General features: G+C 37.1%; 18 protein-coding genes and 1 tRNA gene. 18 read left to right on the top strand and 1 reads right to left on the bottom strand.

Going from position 1 to position 17,141, the window contains the following annotated elements; all coding sequences use genetic code 11:
• Nucleotides 1-98 precede the first annotated feature (98 nt).
• A tRNA-Phe gene (locus K8089_RS09535) sits at nucleotides 99-171 on the bottom strand.
• A 144-nt stretch (nucleotides 172-315) separates the two neighbouring features.
• Here K8089_RS09535 and K8089_RS09530 point away from each other — a divergent pair.
• The 18 genes from K8089_RS09530 to K8089_RS09440 all read left to right on the top strand — a co-directional run bounded on the left by K8089_RS09530 (nucleotide 316) and on the right by K8089_RS09440 (nucleotide 17,141).
• Nucleotides 316-1,044, top strand: coding sequence for a type III pantothenate kinase (locus tag K8089_RS09530; RefSeq protein ID WP_237603051.1), 729 nt, complete (start codon nucleotides 316-318; stop codon nucleotides 1,042-1,044).
• Nucleotides 1,044-2,282 (top strand): hypothetical protein, encoded by a 1,239-nt coding sequence (locus K8089_RS09525; RefSeq protein ID WP_237603050.1) that lies wholly within the window; start codon nucleotides 1,044-1,046, stop codon nucleotides 2,280-2,282. The genes K8089_RS09530 and K8089_RS09525 overlap by 1 nt, the downstream gene beginning before the upstream one ends.
• 19 nt (nucleotides 2,283-2,301) lie before the next feature.
• Complete coding sequence (locus tag K8089_RS09520; RefSeq protein ID WP_237603049.1) at nucleotides 2,302-3,666, top strand: tetratricopeptide repeat protein; 1,365 nt, start codon at nucleotides 2,302-2,304, stop codon at nucleotides 3,664-3,666.
• A 2-nt stretch (nucleotides 3,667-3,668) separates the two neighbouring features.
• Complete coding sequence (lptC, locus tag K8089_RS09515; protein ID WP_237603048.1) at nucleotides 3,669-4,250, top strand: LPS export ABC transporter periplasmic protein LptC; 582 nt, start codon at nucleotides 3,669-3,671, stop codon at nucleotides 4,248-4,250.
• A gap of 284 nt (nucleotides 4,251-4,534) precedes the next feature.
• Complete coding sequence (locus K8089_RS09505) at nucleotides 4,535-5,758, top strand: hemolysin family protein (RefSeq protein ID WP_237603046.1); 1,224 nt, start codon at nucleotides 4,535-4,537, stop codon at nucleotides 5,756-5,758.
• A gap of 194 nt (nucleotides 5,759-5,952) precedes the next feature.
• A complete protein-coding gene (locus tag K8089_RS09500) occupies nucleotides 5,953-8,064 on the top strand; it encodes a peptidylprolyl isomerase (protein ID WP_237603045.1) in 2,112 nt (703 codons plus the stop codon).
• Nucleotides 8,065-8,199: 135 nt separating this feature from the next.
• Nucleotides 8,200-9,105 (top strand): tryptophan 2,3-dioxygenase family protein, encoded by a 906-nt coding sequence (locus tag K8089_RS09495; RefSeq protein WP_237603044.1) that lies wholly within the window; start codon nucleotides 8,200-8,202, stop codon nucleotides 9,103-9,105.
• 21 nt (nucleotides 9,106-9,126) lie between these two features.
• Nucleotides 9,127-9,474 carry a DUF488 domain-containing protein gene (locus K8089_RS09490; protein ID WP_237603043.1) on the top strand — a complete coding sequence of 116 codons (348 nt, stop codon included), beginning with the start codon at nucleotides 9,127-9,129 and terminating at the stop codon, nucleotides 9,472-9,474.
• 62 nt (nucleotides 9,475-9,536) lie between these two features.
• A complete protein-coding gene (locus K8089_RS09485) occupies nucleotides 9,537-10,289 on the top strand; it encodes a DUF481 domain-containing protein (RefSeq protein WP_237603042.1) in 753 nt (250 codons plus the stop codon).
• Between the two features lie 110 nt (nucleotides 10,290-10,399).
• Nucleotides 10,400-10,738, top strand: a complete 339-nt coding sequence (locus K8089_RS09480) for an arsenosugar biosynthesis-associated peroxidase-like protein (protein ID WP_237603041.1) — start codon at nucleotides 10,400-10,402, stop codon at nucleotides 10,736-10,738.
• An 85-nt stretch (nucleotides 10,739-10,823) separates the two neighbouring features.
• Entirely contained in the window at nucleotides 10,824-11,903 is a 1,080-nt protein-coding gene (arsS, locus tag K8089_RS09475; protein WP_237603040.1) for an arsenosugar biosynthesis radical SAM (seleno)protein ArsS, read from the top strand.
• Between the two features lie 22 nt (nucleotides 11,904-11,925).
• Nucleotides 11,926-12,426, top strand: a complete 501-nt coding sequence (locus K8089_RS09470) for a rhodanese-like domain-containing protein (protein WP_237603039.1) — start codon at nucleotides 11,926-11,928, stop codon at nucleotides 12,424-12,426.
• 34 nt (nucleotides 12,427-12,460) lie between these two features.
• The gene (locus K8089_RS09465; RefSeq protein WP_237603038.1) at nucleotides 12,461-13,153 is read left to right on the top strand and encodes a TIGR04282 family arsenosugar biosynthesis glycosyltransferase; all 693 of its coding nucleotides are present in this window, start codon (nucleotides 12,461-12,463) and stop codon (nucleotides 13,151-13,153) included.
• Nucleotides 13,154-13,155: 2 nt separating this feature from the next.
• Entirely contained in the window at nucleotides 13,156-13,974 is an 819-nt protein-coding gene (locus K8089_RS09460) for a purine-nucleoside phosphorylase (RefSeq protein ID WP_237603037.1), read from the top strand.
• Between the two features lie 31 nt (nucleotides 13,975-14,005).
• Nucleotides 14,006-14,902: a sterol desaturase family protein gene (locus K8089_RS09455; protein ID WP_237603036.1), complete on the top strand. Its 897-nt coding sequence runs from the start codon at nucleotides 14,006-14,008 to the stop codon at nucleotides 14,900-14,902.
• Between the two features lie 28 nt (nucleotides 14,903-14,930).
• Nucleotides 14,931-15,734, top strand: coding sequence for a DUF547 domain-containing protein (locus K8089_RS09450; protein ID WP_237603035.1), 804 nt, complete (start codon nucleotides 14,931-14,933; stop codon nucleotides 15,732-15,734).
• A gap of 113 nt (nucleotides 15,735-15,847) precedes the next feature.
• A complete protein-coding gene (locus tag K8089_RS09445; RefSeq protein WP_237603034.1) occupies nucleotides 15,848-16,588 on the top strand; it encodes a TIGR04283 family arsenosugar biosynthesis glycosyltransferase in 741 nt (246 codons plus the stop codon).
• 118 nt (nucleotides 16,589-16,706) lie between these two features.
• Nucleotides 16,707-17,141, top strand: a complete 435-nt coding sequence (locus tag K8089_RS09440) for a hemerythrin domain-containing protein (RefSeq protein WP_237603033.1) — start codon at nucleotides 16,707-16,709, stop codon at nucleotides 17,139-17,141.

Below are 17,141 nucleotides of genomic sequence, written 5' to 3'. Positions count from 1 at the left end.
CCAATAACAATTAACTCAATAACCCAATCCGGGAAAGGTCTTAAAAAGTAGCGCATAAAATAAAAGGCCGCCTAATTAGTTTTTAGACGACCTCTATGTGGTGCCTCCAAGAATCGAACTAGGGACACATGGATTTTCAGTCCATTGCTCTACCAACTGAGCTAAGGCACCATTATTGAGACGGCAAATATAAAGCTATTTTCGTTTTTGCAAAACATTATTTAAAAAAATAAAGAGAATAATGCCATCAATTTAATAGAGCCTTAACAATTACTTCATTAGGGGAGTTGTATTTTTATAGCCTTATTTAAAAAAATGAACCTTGTAATTGACGTAGGAAATACACTGGTAAAACTTGGAGTGTTTGATTCTAAAACTCTTAAACATAAAAAAACATGTATTAAATCGGATTTTTTAACTACTCTTACAGAAATTTCAGGAAATTTTTCAGAAATAAATAATTGTATTGTTTCATCGGTTTCTAATCTGTCAGAGCATCAACTTTTAAAACTGCGTAGTTTTTACGATGTCTTAATTTTAAATCACGAAACTAGGGTTCCTTTTAAAAATTGTTATGCAACACCACAAAGTTTAGGCATAGACCGCATTGCATTGGTTAGTGCTGCGGCGCATAAGTACCCAAATAAAAACGTTTTGGTGATTGATACGGGAACTTGCATAACCTACGATTTTTTAAATGCTAAGAACGAGTATTTAGGAGGAGCTATTTCGCCCGGAATTACAATGCGCTATAAATCGCTACATACGTTCACGGCAAAATTACCGTTATTGGAAGCAACTAACTTAAGATTATTAACAGGAAACAGCACAATGAGCTCCATACATTCAGGGGTAATAAACGGCGTGTTGTTAGAAATGGATGGATTTATTGAAGCCTATAAAAAAAATTATGAGAATTTAACAGTTATTTTAACAGGAGGAGACGCACATTTTTTGCGTGATACCATAAAAAATGACATCTTTGCCAACTCAAATTTTTTAATGGAGGGTTTGAACCACATTTTAGAATATAACAATCATTGATGTTTAAACAAATAGTAGTCGGTTTATTTATACTTGTCTCAGGTGTAATTGTGGCCCAAGAAGGAACCACTTCTCCATATTCTTATTATGGTATTGGCACCCTAAAATTTCGCGGAACTGTAGAGAGCAGATCTATGGGCGGGTTAGGGATTTTTTCAGATAGTATTCATGTTAACCTTCAAAACCCGGCTTCTTACGCAGGTTTGCGTCTGGTTAATTTTTCAGTCGGCGGAAGTCATAAAGTTTCAGCCCAGCAAAACGAAACTAATAGTCAGAACACCTCTACCACTACTTTAGATTATATTTCTATGGGAATTCCTATGGGAAAATTTGGAATGGGTTTCGGCCTTATTCCGTATACTTCGGTGGGTTATAATTTTTATTCAGATTTAACCGATGGCCGAACCGAATACACTGGAAGCGGCGGATTAAATAGGGCGTATCTATCGTTAGGCTATCAACTAACTCCCGAAATAAGCCTTGGGGTTGACACCAATTATAACTTTGGAAAAATAGAAAACACGGCCACTACACAAAAAAATGATGTAGAATTAGGTACTCGTAGCTTCAACAGGTCTGACATATTAGGTTTTAGTTTTAATTTTGGCGCTATGTACAAAAAAATGATTACTGAAACTTTAGAACTTACGGGATCGGTAACCTATACCCCTGGCACCAATTTTACTTCAGAAAATTACAGAAGAATCGCCACGGTATCTATTACACCGGTGGGTATCTTTACAGAGGATGAAAGAGAAATTTCGGTGGCAGACACCAAATTTACTTTTCCATCGCAGTTTAGTATTGGTGCTGGAATTGGAAAACCCAAACATTGGGCGCTTGGCGTTGAGTATACGAACCAAAAAACCAGTAATTTTACCAATCGGTCCTTTGATATAGAAAATGTTACATACCAAGATGCGTCTAAATTTCGTTTGGGAGGGTATTACATTCCAAATTATAACTCATTCGGAAATTACTTTCAGCGCGTGGTTTACCGCGCCGGAGCAAGGTTTGAGCAAACCGGCTTAAACGTAAATGGACAAGACATTAACGAGTTTGGCATATCTTTTGGAGTTGGTCTACCTGTAGGTCGGTTATTCTCTAATGTAAATTTAGGATTTGAAATCGGAAAACGCGGAACCAAAGATTTCGGCCTTATTCAAGAAAGTTTCTTTAATACATTTTTAAGCTTCTCGTTAAATGACCGTTGGTTCGAAAAAAGATTATATGATTAATACCAATAACTTAAATACCATGAAAACAAAATTCCTTTTATTATTCTCAATTGCGCTTCTTTCTTTTTCTGGAGCATCCTTTGCTCAAGCACCTGATGATTGTGCAATTTCATTATCGTACTTCACTGAACCCGCCAAAATAAAAAATTACGAGGCTGCGCTTCCATATTACGAAAAGCTAATAAAAGAATGTCCAGATTACAATCTTGCTATTTACCAATATGGCGTGAAAATGTTTGAATATTTTGTTGAAGAAAAAGGCGATAAAAGTAAAGTAACAGATCTTATTCAGGCATACAGGTTGAGATTGCAAAACTTCCCCGAGAAAACCAAGGAAGGCGACGTACTTTCAACAATTGCTCAAATAAAATACGACTACAACATTGGCTCAAAAGCAGAGCAATTTAATGCCTTTGATGAAGCTTTTACAAAACATCCAGAGGATTTTACTAGCGGAAAAAGCTTATATACCTACTTCTCATTAGCGGTAGAATTATATAACAATGGAGAAAAATCACTTCAGGAAATATTCAATCTTTACGATGTTGTAATTAATAAAATAGACACCGAAAAAAATAACCTTGCCTCAAAATTCACCATTTTAATGAATAAAGAGGAAGCAGGAAACGCTCTTACCGATAAGGAGAAACGTGCAAAAGACGTTTACGAAAATAACTTAGGGGTTTACGCCACGGTTGAAAGTAGCGTGAATGGTACATTGGGGCAACTAGCAGATTGCGAAAATTTGGTGCCATTTTATGAAAAAGACTTCGAAGAGAAAAAGAATGATGTAGAATGGTTAAAATCTGCAAGTAACAGATTGGATTCTAAAGACTGCGAAACACCTTTGTCTAATAAATTAGCTGTGCGTCTTCACGAATTGGAACCTAGTTCTACTTCGGCTTATTTATTAGGAAAGCAAGCAGAATCTGAAGGTAAAGCTTCTAAAGCATTAGAATACTTTAACCAAGCCGCAGATCTTGAAACAGACAATTCAAAAAAATACAGAATTTATTACAGTATTGCAGAAAACTTCCGCAAAAAAGGAAGCTACGGTACAGCAAGAAATTATTACAACAAAATGCTTGAAGTAAAACCTTCTGCTGGTATTGCATACTATAAAATTGGCGCAATGTACGCAGACAGCGCAAACAATTGTGGAAACACGGTTTTTGAAAAAAGAGCAATGTACTGGTTAGCTGCAGATATGATGGATAGAGCAGCCCGTGTTGACGGAACCGTTGCAGGAAATGCAAAAGCTGCAGCTGCATCGTACAGAGGGCGCGCACCACAACCGAGCGATATTTTTTCTGAAGGTATGGCCGGAAAGACAATTAAATTTAATTGTTGGGTTGGTGGAAGCGTAAAAGTTCCTAACTTATAAGGATGCACACCACTATAAATACGATTAAAAGCGTGATGGCCTTGGTATTGGCCATCACGCTTTTTGCGTCATGCGAAAGCAATTATCAAAATGTAAAAAAATTAGGCCTCTCAGACGGGGCACCCATTGCTGAAGGAAAAAACATTAATTTTAAATACACCGATTCGGGAAAATTAGTAACCAATCTTTTAGCAAATAAACTGCTAGATTATTCAAATCTAGAGTTTCCATATAAAGAATTTCCAAACGGACTTGAAGTGCGATTTTGGGACGACGCAGGTAAAAAAAATATTGTAACCGCAGATTATGCCATTCAGTTTGACGAAACCGGATTGGTAGATTTACACAAAAATGTAGTAGTTATTACCGCAGATAGCGTAGTCTTAAAATCTGACCAGCTGTACTGGGATCAAAAAAATAAATGGGTTTTTACCGATAAGCCTTATCAAATAAAATTTAAGGATGGCTCCTATAATGAAGGCGCGGTTGGGTTTGACAGCAGTGAAGATTTTACTACCTTTCTATCCAGAAAAAACCAAGGAGTACAACTAGTAGATAAAACAAAAACTAAAGATGGTAAATAAAGTATATCGTTTTTTTGAATACGCATATTTAATAATCGCGGCATTTTTCGCTTATGAAACAGTGCAAAACTGGAACAGCCAGCCTAACAGAGCTTATTTATTTTTGTTCTTTGTTGTACTGGCAGTTTTTATGTTTTTCTTTAAAAGAAATTTTAGAAAGAAAATAGAAGAAAGAAATAAAAAATAACACCCAGTTAAAGTCCGAATCTTAGCAATTACAATCAAAAAACAACTCATAGTTAATAGCACATAAGTTGGATTACAGCATCCTCATAATTTTAATAATGCTTATACTCTCCGCCTTCTTTTCGGGGATGGAAATTGCTTACGTTTCTTCGAACAAAATTCATATTGAAATTGAAAAGAAACAAAATACATTTTTAGCTGGTGTGCTAAAAAAAATAACCAAACGCCCTTCAAAATTTATTGCGACAATGCTGGTGGGCAATAATATTGCGCTGGTTATTTACGGTTTTTTTATGGGCGATCTGTTAATGAGATACATCCCCTTAGCTGGCTTCGGCGGACTTTTGGTACAAACTGTTATTTCCACCTTAGTTATATTAATGACCGCCGAATTTCTACCAAAAGTATTTTTTCAAATTTACGCCAATAGTTTAGTCAAAGTCTTCGCCGTACCCGCGTACTTTTTTTACGTGCTGTTTTCATTTATATCAGAGTTTGTAATTTATATTTCAGACTTGGTGCTTAAATTTCTTTTTAAGTCGGAAGGCGATACGGTCCAACTTAGCTTCACCAAATTAGAGCTAGGCAATTACATTTCGGAACAGATGGACATTGCCGAAACCAAAGACGAAATGGATTCGGAAATACAAATTTTTCAAAACGCATTAGATTTTTCCGAAGTTAAATCGCGCGAAGCAATGATTCCTCGAACAGAGGTGGTTGCTGTCGATATAGACACAACCCCCAAAGAACTCTCAAAAATTTTTATTGAAACGGGACTCTCAAAAATTTTAATCTATAACGATAATATAGACGATATTTTGGGTTATGTTCATTCTTTTGAGCTTTTCAAAAAACCCGCCAATATTAAAAAAGTATTAATGCCAGTGGTATTTGTGCCCGAAACAATGCTTATAAAAGACGTGCTCGGCATCCTCAGCAAAAAAAGAAAAAGCATTGCCGTGGTTATTGATGAATACGGCGGCACCAGTGGTATAATTACAGTTGAAGATATAATTGAAGAACTTTTTGGCGATATTGAAGATGAACACGACAGCGTGGCTCTTATTGAAGAAGAATTAGGAGTTGGACATTATAAATTTTCGGCGCGATTAGAAGTAGATTACCTTAACGAAAACTACGATTTAAGCTTAGAAGAGAGCGAAAACTACGAGACCTTGGGCGGGTTAATTGTAAACTACACAGAAGAAATTCCCGACAAAGGCGAAACTGTTGAAATTGACGATTATATCTTTACCATTCTTGAAGTTTCTAGCACTAAAATTGAACTGGTAGAAGTAAAAGACAACACGGACGATTAGATTTTGAATTATTCCACACTTTTTTCAATATACTTTTTTATTAATGATAGGAAAATGGTATTTTCGCCCCCTAATTAACCGAAAAAAAACACATCCTTTAATATCTATTAAATTCAAGAATTTAAAGGAATTAACAACCAACCCCTTCATATTCGGAAGATTGAAAATGAAGACATATAAATTATTTTAATCAAATGGCAATCTTAAACAGTATTAGAAAAAGAGGGATATTTCTTATCCTTATTATTGCATTGGCGCTTTTCGCCTTTATTTTAAGCGATGTTTTAACCAAAGGCGGCGGCACAAAAGTTCAGGATACAATTGCCACCGTTAATGGCACAGATATTTCCCGACAAAGTTTTATGCAGGAGGTAGAAAATACCCAGCGTAATATGGGACCAAATGCAAACGCATCGCAAGCCGTCAATATGGTTTGGGAAAGAGAGCTGCGCCGTGTTATTCTGGAAGAACAGTACGAGAAAGTAGGCCTTTCAGTTGAAAAGGCACAATTAGACGATGCACTAAAAACTTCATTGGCTAACAACCAAACATTTCTAAATGAAGCCGGTCAAGTAGACGATGGTAAAATTCAAGAATACATTGCCAGTATCAAAGCTTCTTCGCCCGGGATGTACCAACAGTGGTTAGATTTTGAGCAAAGCACCGAAAACGGTATTCTTCAGCGCACGTATTACAATATGATAAAAGGTGGTTTAAGAAGTACAGTTGCAGAAGGCGAACAAGAATATCACTTCCAAAACGACAATTTGAACATCAATTATGCGATGATTCCATATAGCAAAATTGCCGACGAGGAAGTAAAAGTTACAGACGACGAAATAAAAAAATACGTTGCAGCTCATCCCAAAGAGTACGAGGTGGAAGCACAAGCAGACATTCAGTACGTAATGTTTTCAGAGGAGCCTTCAGAAGAAGACATCTTAGAAGCGAAAACACAGGTTGCCGCCTTGCTCAACAATAAAGCCGAATACAATCAAAATACGAAAGAAAACGACACCATTCTCGGTTTCAGAAATACAAAAAATTACGAAGAATTTGTAAATGCAAATTCAGATGTGCCATACTTTGATCGGTGGATGTTTAAAAACGAATTGCCACAATCTGTTGCAGACACGCTAATCAATTTAAACGAAGGCGACATTTATGGCCCGTTTAAAGTTGACAATTCCTTCTATCTTTCAAAAGTTTTGGAAACCAAAAAAATGCCCGATTCTGCAGCGTCAAAGCATATTTTAATTCGCTACGTTGGCACACAACGCGCTCCAGAGACAATTACACGCACTAAAGAAGAAGCCAAAAAATTGGCCGATAGTATTTTAAGCGTTGTAAAAAAAGACAAATCTAAATTCGCAGAGCTCGCAAACGAACTTTCAGACGACGGTTCAAGCCAGAATGGAGGCGATTTAGGAAGCTCGACACCCGGCAGAATGGTGCCACCGTTTGATAAGTTTATCTTCAACAACCCTACGGGAACTATTGGGTTAGTAGAAACAGACTTCGGTTTCCATATCGTAGAAGTAGGAGAACAATCTGAACCTAAAAAAGCTATTAAACTTGCGACAGTTGTAAAAGCAGTTGAACCATCTGATAACACCATTAACGATGTGTTTTCTAATGCCACCAAATTTGAAGTAGCCTTAAAAGACGGCGATTTCTCTGAACTTGCAAAAGCTCAAAACTTAGAGGTTAAACCAGTTAATAATCTTGGTAAAATGGAAGCCAATATTCCTGGTATTGGAGCCAACCGAAGCCTTGTAAATTGGGCTTTTGAAGCGGATACCAAAGTTGGAGACTACAAACGTTTTAGCGTTCCCGAGGGATACGTTATTGCACAACTTACCCGTAAAAACGACAAAGGCTTAATGAGTGTTTCGCAAGCTACCGCCACGGTAAAACCTATTCTATTAAAGGAGAAAAAAGCTCAGAAAATTCGCGAATCCATTACAGCAACAACAATCGAAGATATTGCAAAAAGTCAAAATGTAAGCGTTCAAACAGCCACTGGTATTACTATGGCAAATCCTGTAATTGGAGCTAATAACGAGCCAAAAGTTGTAGGAACTGCTTTTGGAACAAAACCAGGCGAAACGACTGGCTTAATTAATGGAAATACTGGAGTTTATGTAGTGAAAACTACTGCGTTCAACCCAGCACCAAAATTAGATTCGTACGTAAATTACGCAAATCAATTAAGTAGTAAAGCAGCTCCGGCATCTCAAAGCGCCGTTTTTAATGCGCTTAGAAAGAAAGCCGAGATAGAAGATAATCGCGCTACTTTTTACTAATAGTACATACTTAAACTAGTTAAGCCCTGTTGCATATTTTGTAACAGGGCTTTTTATTTAAAACTGAAGTGGGAATACTTCCAAGAATCAAAAATATCCTTTATTTTTAAGAAATTATTTATCAAACAAAATAGAATGGACAATTCAGAAATTATAGCCGCACTAGAAAAAAAATATCACGATTTAGGCGAAAACCCCCAAACGTATTTAAAAGGTCTATTACAAGCAAAACCTATTAATTACTGGGATTATATTCAAGTAGACACCCTTCTTTCACTTCAAAAAACACGTACAGATTTTAAAGATGAAGAAATTTTTGTAATGTACCATCAAGTTACAGAACTCACTTTAAAGATGATGATTCACGAAATAAAACAACTTTCCGAAGGCGAAAATCTATCAGAAAATACGTGGATTACAAAACTTGATCGGTTAAAGCGCTATACGAGAATGCTAATAACCTCTTTCGATATTATGAAAGACGGCATGAGTTATGACGATTATAACACCTTCCGCGCAACGCTAACCCCAGCAAGCGGTTTCCAAAGTGCTCAATTTCGCATTTTAGAACTTTACTGCACCAAATTAGAGAATTTAGTAAATAATCACGGAAAAGAACGATTGCCCAAAAATCCAACTATCGATGATTATTTTGAAAACATGTACTGGAAAGATGCTGGATATAACAGAAAAACTGGAAAAATGACGCTAACCCTTCGCCAGTTTATTGAAAAATACGAAGCAGATTTTAAAGCTTTAGCAATTAAAATAAAAGGCAAAACCCTTGAAGAGCGCATAGCACAAATGCCAAATCCTTCCGAAGAATTAAAAGATAAACTAAAACAATTCGATCATTTTTACAATGTTGCTTGGCCAATTGTTCATTTAGACACGGCAAATCATTATTTAAACAGCAAAGGTGAAACCAAAGCGGCAACAGGCGGATCAGACTGGCAAAAATACCTGCACCCAAAATACCAACAACGCAAGTTTTTTCCGAAATTATGGTCTGCCGAGGAAATTGCCACTTGGGGGGAATGATAGTTTGGAATTTTAAAAAACATGGACATACAAACAAAACGCATTTACGAAAAAGCTGCAAACCGTGATGGCACAAGAGTTTTAGTAGATCGTGTCTGGCCACGCGGCGTGAGTAAGGAAGATGCAAAACTCAATGAATGGATGAAGGAAATAGCCCCTTCTGAAAAACTCCGGAAATGGTTTGACCACAAAGAAGAACGGTTTGAAGAATTTTCAAAAAAGTACAAAAAAGAATTAGAAAAGCATTCAAATTTAGTGCAACAATTGCTAGACAAAGCAAAGGACAAACGCCTTACCCTGCTCTTTGGCGCAAAGGATGAAGCACACAATCAAGCCATAGTTTTAAAAGAATATCTGGACAATCAATAAATGCTTCTTATTTAAACCTTTTCAGTATTTTTAAAGGCTGTAACCTATTATTGAAAATTAAAATGAAATATTTTGTTGCGCTATTAATTATCTGTTTTTCACTTACTGCAAAATCACAAATTCTCAATGCCGAGTCACTTCGGAAGGTAACAGACACCTCTGGTTTTTCGGGCTCCATCAGTCTTGGCTTTTCCTTAAAACGCGATGTGAACGATTATTTTGCTTTTAGTAGCAGTACACACGTGCAGTACAAAATGGAAAAACATTTGGTTTTACTTAAAAACGACATTGAACTTAAAAACATTGAAGGCAATAAATTTGAGAACGCAGGCATAACGCATATTAGATACAATTATAAAATTCGCCCACGTATAGCTTGGGAAGTATTTGCACAAGCACAGTACAACAAGGTTTCAAAAATAGATTTTAGAGGACTTGTAGGCATGGGGCCGCGATTTAAATTAACAACTTCAGAAAATTATAAGCTCTATTTTGGTTCACAAATAATGTACGAAGTTGAAGAACTGAACGATGGAAGCACCCCTATTCAAAGAGATTTTAGAAGCACTTCCTACCTCTCTTTCAGTTTATATCCAACGGAAAACATTAGTTTAATTAGCACAACATATTACCAACCCAAGTTAAAAGATTTTGGCGATTATCGGGTTTCCAATCAAACTTCACTACTAATAGATCTATTTAAAAACTTCGCCTTTAAAACCAGTTATACTTTTATCTACGATGAAACGCCAGCGGTGGGCATTCCTAATTCACAGTACAATTTATCAAGCGGCTTTGTTTATTCTTTTGATTAATTTGTTAAACTTTCGTAAGCAACCCGTATTTTAATAGACTACTTGCCTATATTTACGTATATCGCAAAACCAAAGATTCACAAAATGCGTAACTACACTTAAACTACAATATGGCAGCAAACAACTATTACGATCCCTCGGACCTTAAAAAATTTGGCAAAATCTCAGAATGGAGCAAGGAACTCGGCGATAAATTTTTTGAATACTACGGAAAAGTATTTGAAGAAGGTGCCCTTAGTGCTCGTGAAAAATCGCTTATCGCTCTGGCGGTTGCACACACCGAAATGTGCCCGTACTGTATTGACGCCTACTCGCAAGATGGGCTTCAGCGCGGCATTACAAAAGAAGAAATGATGGAGGCCGTACACGTGGGAGCAGCCATTAAAAGTGGCGCCACTTTAGTCCACGGCGTTATGATGATGAACAAGGTGAACAAATTGGAAATGTAGAGACACAACACTTGTGCTGCTACTACATACCACTTTTGAAATTTTCAAAATTCGAAAAATTTCAAAAGAAAAATTTAAAAAGAATATGCTGAAAGAAAAAAAGAAAAAACAACAATCCCTTCATAAACGCGATAGCGAGTTCGCAATGGCAAACAAACAACTCGAAAAACTTTCTAACGGCATCTTTGCCAATGGCGAGCTACCTACTTTTTCAGAAAAAATAGAGGAGACAAATCAATTTCCGTTACGTCCCAATAAACTGGAAATTCTTCAAATTAACGTGGGTTATATGTGCAACCAAGTTTGCGAACATTGCCACGTAGACGCCGGCCCAGACAGAAAAGAAATAATGACGCGCGAAACCATGCTACAGTGCTTGGAAATAATTAAAAACACAGGTGCCCACACTTTAGATCTTACAGGCGGTGCCCCCGAAATGAACCCAGATTTCCGCTGGTTTGTTGAAGAAGCAAGCAAGGCGGGAATTCAGGATTTTATTGTTCGAAGTAATTTAACAATTATTCGCGCCAACAAAAAATATTACGATTTACCTCAATTCTTCAAAAAACACAACGTGCACGTGGTGAGCAGCATGCCACACTGGACACGTGGAAAGACCGATAAACAAAGGGGCGAGGGCGTTTTTGATCAATCTATTAAAGCATTGCAAGAATTAAATGCCGTTGGCTACGGAATGCCAAATAGCAACCTGCGTTTAGATTTGGTTTATAACCCCAGCGGAGCCTTTTTGCCCGGGGATCAAGCCAGCATGGAAAAAGATTTCAAAAAAGCATTGCTCGAAGATTTTGGCATACATTTTCACAGTCTTTTTGCCATTACAAATCTGCCTATTTCACGGTTTTTAGATTATTTAATTGTTTCAGAAAACTATGAAGATTATATGTATTCGCTAGTAGAAGCGTACAATCCGGCAGCCGTAAAAAATGTAATGTGCCGAAATACCATTTCAATTAGTTGGGATGGCTATCTGTACGACTGCGACTTTAACCAAATGCTGGAATTGAAGGTTGCGAGCAAAATTCAGCACGTTTCAGAATACAACGAAGAAATTTTAAACAATCGAAAAATAATAATTAGCCAGCATTGCTACGGGTGCACAGCAGGAGCGGGTAGCAGTTGCCAAGGTGCGGTCTCAACATCGTGATTGGATATAAAATTTACCCAAAATGAAACATTTGTCAATTTTATTGCTCCTTTTTTTATTTGCAGAAAACAGCTTTGCACAAAAAAATTTAGACCAATTGCTCCAAGCTTACAATTCCTACAGTATCCCGTACATTTCTGTGCAAGAACTGCGCATGTTTCAATTGAACGATACTGTTATTATATTAGATGCACGGGAGCCAGATGAATTTGCAGTGAGCCATATAAAAACTGCATTAAACGTGGGTTATAACGATTTCCATTCTGAGGAAAAACAACTTCAAAAACTGAATAAAAATATTCCTATAGTAGTATATTGTTCGGTAGGAATCCGTTCCGAAAAAATTGGCGAAAAACTAAAAAAAATTGGGTTTACCAATGTAAAAAACCTCTACGGCGGTATCTTTGAATGGAAATACAAAGGGTATCCCGTCGTCGATTCAGCAGGAAAAAACACTGAAAACATACACGTTTTTTCCAAACATTGGAGCTCATATTTGAATGCGGGGAATCCTGTTTATTAAATTTTGAATCTCCCTGAAAATAGCATACTTAAAAATGGCATTACTAACTTCAAAAAAAACAAGTAGCGACAACGAAATGGCTCGCGATTTTTACTTCCCAACCTCAAAAAAAGCGCTAATTATTTTTACTCGTAACCCAGAATTGGGCAAAGTAAAAACCCGGCTCGCAAAATCAGTGGGCGATGAAAGTGCCTTGGAAATCTATAAATTTCTTTTAAAGCACACCGTTGAAATTACTAAAAATTTAAACGTAGATAAATACGTGTTTTATTCTGAAAACATCCATCGCGATGATATTTGGAATCCAGATATTTTCAGAAAAAAACTGCAATCTGGAGAAAATTTAGGCGAAAAAATGAATAATGCGTTTTCTGAATTATTTGACATGGGTTACGAAAGTGTACTAATTGTAGGAAGCGATATTTTCGAAATAAATCAAAAAGACATTGAAAATGCTTTCGATGCTTTACAGTCAAACCAATTGGTAATTGGCCCAGCCAAAGATGGGGGCTATTATTTATTGGGCATGAAGGAGCTGGATTCCAAAATATTTAAAAATAAAAACTGGGGTACAAATACCGTTTTAGACGACACGCTCAACGATCTACGCACAAAAAAATACGTGTTACTGGAAGAGCGAAACGACATTGATTATTACCAAGATATTAAAGAGGTTGATGCTTTTCAGCAGTTTTTACCTCCGTATTTAGACAAAAACTTTTTATAAATATGACATCTATAAAATACATTGAAGAAGCGGTAGCATACCTGCAGCAAAGAGGGTTTGAAAAACCTGAAGTAGGGATTATTCTCGGCACTGGCCTAGGGAGAATTATTGAAAACGTTGCAATTGAAGCCGAAGTAAGTTACAATCACATCCCAAACTTCCCAACCGCAACTGTAGAATTTCACAAAGGAAAATTAATTTACGGCACGCTCGAAGGCAAAAAGGTAATACTTATGCAAGGTCGTTTTCACATTTATGAAGGCTATTCGCTTACAGACGTTACCTTCCCCGTTCGCGTAATGCATCTTTTGGGAATAAAACATTTGTTGGTTAGCAATGCTTCCGGAGCGATAAACCTCAATTTCAAAAAAGGTGAAATCATGCTAATTGACGACCACATTAATCTGCAGGGCAATTCTCCCCTCGCCTTCCGTGGCGTGGAGAAAATGGGCGAACGTTTTGTAGATATGAGCGCGCCATATAATCCTGAAATGAACCGAAAACTGGAGCAAATTGCTTCCGAAAATAACATAAAACTACACAAAGGTGTTTACGCCAGCGTCGTGGGTCCACAACTGGAAACCCGTGCCGAATACAGATACCTGAAAATTATTGGCTCCGATGCCGTGGGAATGAGCACCGTGCCCGAGGTTATTGTTGCCAACCATTTAGGGTTGCCAGTTTTGGCCGTTTCAATATTAACCGATGAATGCAATCCAGACAATCTGCAACCTGTAAATATTGAAGAAATAATTGCAATGGCCGCCAAAGCAGAACCAGACATGATTACTTTGTTTTCAGAGTTGATTAAGCAGTTGTAATCAATTCCACATTATTGCGACCAAAAGAACCTTGGAGAAATATTTCGAAATATTCAAAAATTCATACCACGGCTACTTCAACTATCTGTGGAAGGAAATTACATACTTCCATTGGGAAAATTATTTCTACGGATTAATATTGGTTTCATTAATAGTTTGGGGTTTGGAATTATTATTCCCTTGGCGAAAGGACCAAAAAGTATTCAGAAAAGATTTTTGGTTGGACACCTTTTATATGTTTTTCAACTTTTTCCTGTTGAACTTAATCGTGCTTATTTTTCTCTCAAATGCAACCGCCGAATTGTTTAATGACGTGCTGTCTTTATTAGGATTGAAGCTTGCAAATTTTCAGCTTTTAGATTTAGATGCACTTCCGTTTGGCCTCGGACTTTTAATATTCTTTTTAATCACAGATTTCGTGCAATGGAACACCCACCGGCTATTGCATTACTCTCCATTTCTTTGGAATTTTCACAAGCTGCATCACTCGGTTAAAGAAATGGGATTCGCCGCTCACCTGCGATATCACTGGATGGAACCCATTGTTTACAAATCCATTCTATACATCCCGCTAGCAATTATTGGAGGTTTTAATGTAGAATCTGTAGCAATCGTTCACTTTTCAGCGCTTGCAATTGGCCATTTAAATCACGCCAATTTGGGTTGGGATTATGGTTTTTTAAAATATTTCTTCAACAACCCTAAAATGCACATTTGGCATCACGCTAAAGTTTTACCAAAACACGCACAATACGGTGTTAATTTCGGAATAAGTTTGAGCGTTTGGGACTATCTTTTCAAAACCAATCACATTCCGCACGATGGTAGAGATATTGAGCTGGGCTTTGATGGCGACGAAAAATTTCCAGACGATTTTGTACGGCAGACGCTTTATCCCGTAAAAACCAAAGAGCGAAAAATTTCGTAAGTATTTCAGAAATATAAAATCAAACAAAATGAAAACCGTGTTCAATCTTGCCGCTATACTTTTTATTGTATTTTCTTTACAAAGTTGCAACCTTATTTCGGCTGCAGGCTTCAGTAGCCAAGGGCAGCCAACGAAAGAAGTGGGGCAAGAACTAACTTCAACTACGGCAAATTCAGCAGTAAATGTAGATCATTCCCAATGGGACAAACTTCTGAAAAAGCATGTAAACACCCAAGGCTTAGTAGATTACAAAGGCTTTAAAAACGACATTTCTCAATTAGACGCATATTTAAAAATGCTTTCGCAACAAAACCCTAGCAACGACTGGAGCGTACAGGAATTGCTCGCCTACTACATAAATATATACAATGCGGCGACTGTAAAACTAATTATTGAAAATTATCCGGTAAAAAGTATTAAAGATATTGACGGGCCTTGGACCAAAGGACGCGTTGCAGTGGGCGATAAAATGCTCTCGCTTGGTGGAATTGAAAACGGAATACTTCGGAAAATGAACGAGCCGCGAATTCACTTCGCCATAAATTGTGCTTCAATTTCCTGTCCAAAACTTTTAAACGAAGCCTATACTGCAGCTAAAATTAACGAACAGTTAGACCGCGTAACCAAATCTTTTATCAATAGTGCCGAAAACGATATTTCTGCCAGCAACCCAAAACTGTCGTCAATTTTTGATTGGTACCAAAAGGATTTTACCGTTAATGGAAAGCAGAATGTTATTGGCTACATTAACCAGTATTCAAAGACGAAAATAGATGCCAACGCAACTATAACCTATAAAAACTACGATTGGAACTTAAACGAACAGAAATAATATTTCAAGGTTGTCATCAAAATACGCAGTAACTTTGCAAGTTAGTAATGCCTTAATAATCGGTATAATTTGATAAACCGAAAAATTCCCCAAATTTAAAATTATACAGTAAAATGCTATCCATCATCATTCCAGTTTTAAATGAAGCCGAAATAATAGACAGATTGCTTCAAAAACTTCCAGAAAAACTTTCAGGGAAATACCGTGCCGAAATAATTTTAGTAGATGGCGGTAGCACCGATGGTACGCAAGCCAAAATCACCGCATTTATAAAGAAAACCGCCACGCCTCGAAACATTTATTCCATTCAATTAATTTCTTCAGAAAAAGGTCGTGCAAAGCAAATGAACACCGGTGCGCGCCATGCTTCAAGCGAAATACTCTATTTTTTACACGCCGATTCTTTTCCCCCTAAAAAATTTGACAAATACATTATTTTCGAAGTAAACAAAGGAAACCCCGCAGGTTGTTTCCGCTTAAAGTTTGATAGCGACCATTGGTGGCTTCAGCTTGCAAGTTGGTTTACACGGTTTACGTGGCAGGGTTGCCGCGGCGGAGATCAAAGCCAGTTTATTACAAAACAGCTTTTTAACGCCATTGATGGCTTTAATGAAGAATATATTATTTACGAAGACAACATCTTAATTAGCGAACTTTACAAACGAAAAAAGTTTGTAGTTATTCCAAAAAACCTCACCACTTCTGCCCGACTTTATAGGCAGAAAGGTGTCTGGAATTTACAATATCACTTCTGGGCTATTCACGCAAAACAAAGGTTTGGTGCAAAGGCCGAAGAACTTCATAAGTATTATTTAAAGAATATAAAGTCCGATGTTTCAAATCATTCGGCTTAGTGCTCCGCAACAAATAATTAAAACGAAAAGAGTTAAAATTCATATTCATTTTTAATTAAATTCTGCTTCTTTCAAAGTTTTTTAGGAAATTTGAATTACTAATATTAAAAACACGGCTATGAACATTTTTGAAGCAATTAGAAAAGATCACGACAAGCAACGCGAACTGTGCAGATTAGTAACATCCACTTCTGGCGATTCAAAAGGGAGGAAAGAAATGTGGGAAAAACTAAAGCACGAACTGCAAATACACGCAGACGCCGAAGAACGCACCTTTTATTCGCCACTAATTCATAATGATATGATGCAGGAGCACGCCCGACACGGCATTGCAGAACATCATGAAATGGACGAATTAATAGAGAAAATAGACGAAACCGATATGGATTCGCCCGCTTGGCTTGTGTATGCAAAACAATTGTGTGAAAAGGTAGAGCACCATTTGGACGATGAGGAGCACAGCTTTTTTCAATTAGCAGGAAAGGTTTTTACCGAAACCCAAAAAACAGCTATCGCCAAGGATTATTTGGAAGAAATGAAAAAAAACAGATAA

Origin of the sequence: Aequorivita vitellina (genome assembly GCF_022008365.1) — a bacterium.
GTDB classification, from domain to species: domain Bacteria; phylum Bacteroidota; class Bacteroidia; order Flavobacteriales; family Flavobacteriaceae; genus Aequorivita; species Aequorivita vitellina.
The sequence above is the reverse complement of the archived record's forward strand: the minus strand, read 5'-3'. Positions and strand labels throughout refer to the sequence as shown.

Bases quoted from the DNA above. Each gene is read 5' to 3' on its own strand.
- K8089_RS09500 (WP_237603045.1), top strand. From the start codon at position 5,953: ATGGCAATCTTAAACAGTATTAGAAAAAGAGGGATATTTCTTATCCTT.
- K8089_RS09495 (WP_237603044.1), top strand. From the start codon at position 8,200: ATGGACAATTCAGAAATTATAGCCGCACTAGAAAAAAAATATCACGAT.
- arsS (WP_237603040.1), top strand. From the start codon at position 10,824: ATGCTGAAAGAAAAAAAGAAAAAACAACAATCCCTTCATAAACGCGAT.
- K8089_RS09485 (WP_237603042.1), top strand. From the start codon at position 9,537: ATGAAATATTTTGTTGCGCTATTAATTATCTGTTTTTCACTTACTGCA.
- K8089_RS09520 (WP_237603049.1), top strand. From the start codon at position 2,302: ATGAAAACAAAATTCCTTTTATTATTCTCAATTGCGCTTCTTTCTTTT.
- K8089_RS09525 (WP_237603050.1), top strand. From the start codon at position 1,044: ATGTTTAAACAAATAGTAGTCGGTTTATTTATACTTGTCTCAGGTGTA.
- K8089_RS09465 (WP_237603038.1), top strand. From the start codon at position 12,461: ATGGCATTACTAACTTCAAAAAAAACAAGTAGCGACAACGAAATGGCT.
- K8089_RS09440 (WP_237603033.1), top strand. From the start codon at position 16,707: ATGAACATTTTTGAAGCAATTAGAAAAGATCACGACAAGCAACGCGAA.
- K8089_RS09530 (WP_237603051.1), top strand. From the start codon at position 316: ATGAACCTTGTAATTGACGTAGGAAATACACTGGTAAAACTTGGAGTG.
- lptC (WP_237603048.1), top strand. From the start codon at position 3,669: ATGCACACCACTATAAATACGATTAAAAGCGTGATGGCCTTGGTATTG.
- K8089_RS09470 (WP_237603039.1), top strand. From the start codon at position 11,926: ATGAAACATTTGTCAATTTTATTGCTCCTTTTTTTATTTGCAGAAAAC.
- K8089_RS09445 (WP_237603034.1), top strand. From the start codon at position 15,848: ATGCTATCCATCATCATTCCAGTTTTAAATGAAGCCGAAATAATAGAC.
- K8089_RS09505 (WP_237603046.1), top strand. From the start codon at position 4,535: ATGCTTATACTCTCCGCCTTCTTTTCGGGGATGGAAATTGCTTACGTT.
- K8089_RS09480 (WP_237603041.1), top strand. From the start codon at position 10,400: ATGGCAGCAAACAACTATTACGATCCCTCGGACCTTAAAAAATTTGGC.
- K8089_RS09460 (WP_237603037.1), top strand. From the start codon at position 13,156: ATGACATCTATAAAATACATTGAAGAAGCGGTAGCATACCTGCAGCAA.
- K8089_RS09450 (WP_237603035.1), top strand. From the start codon at position 14,931: ATGAAAACCGTGTTCAATCTTGCCGCTATACTTTTTATTGTATTTTCT.
- K8089_RS09490 (WP_237603043.1), top strand. From the start codon at position 9,127: ATGGACATACAAACAAAACGCATTTACGAAAAAGCTGCAAACCGTGAT.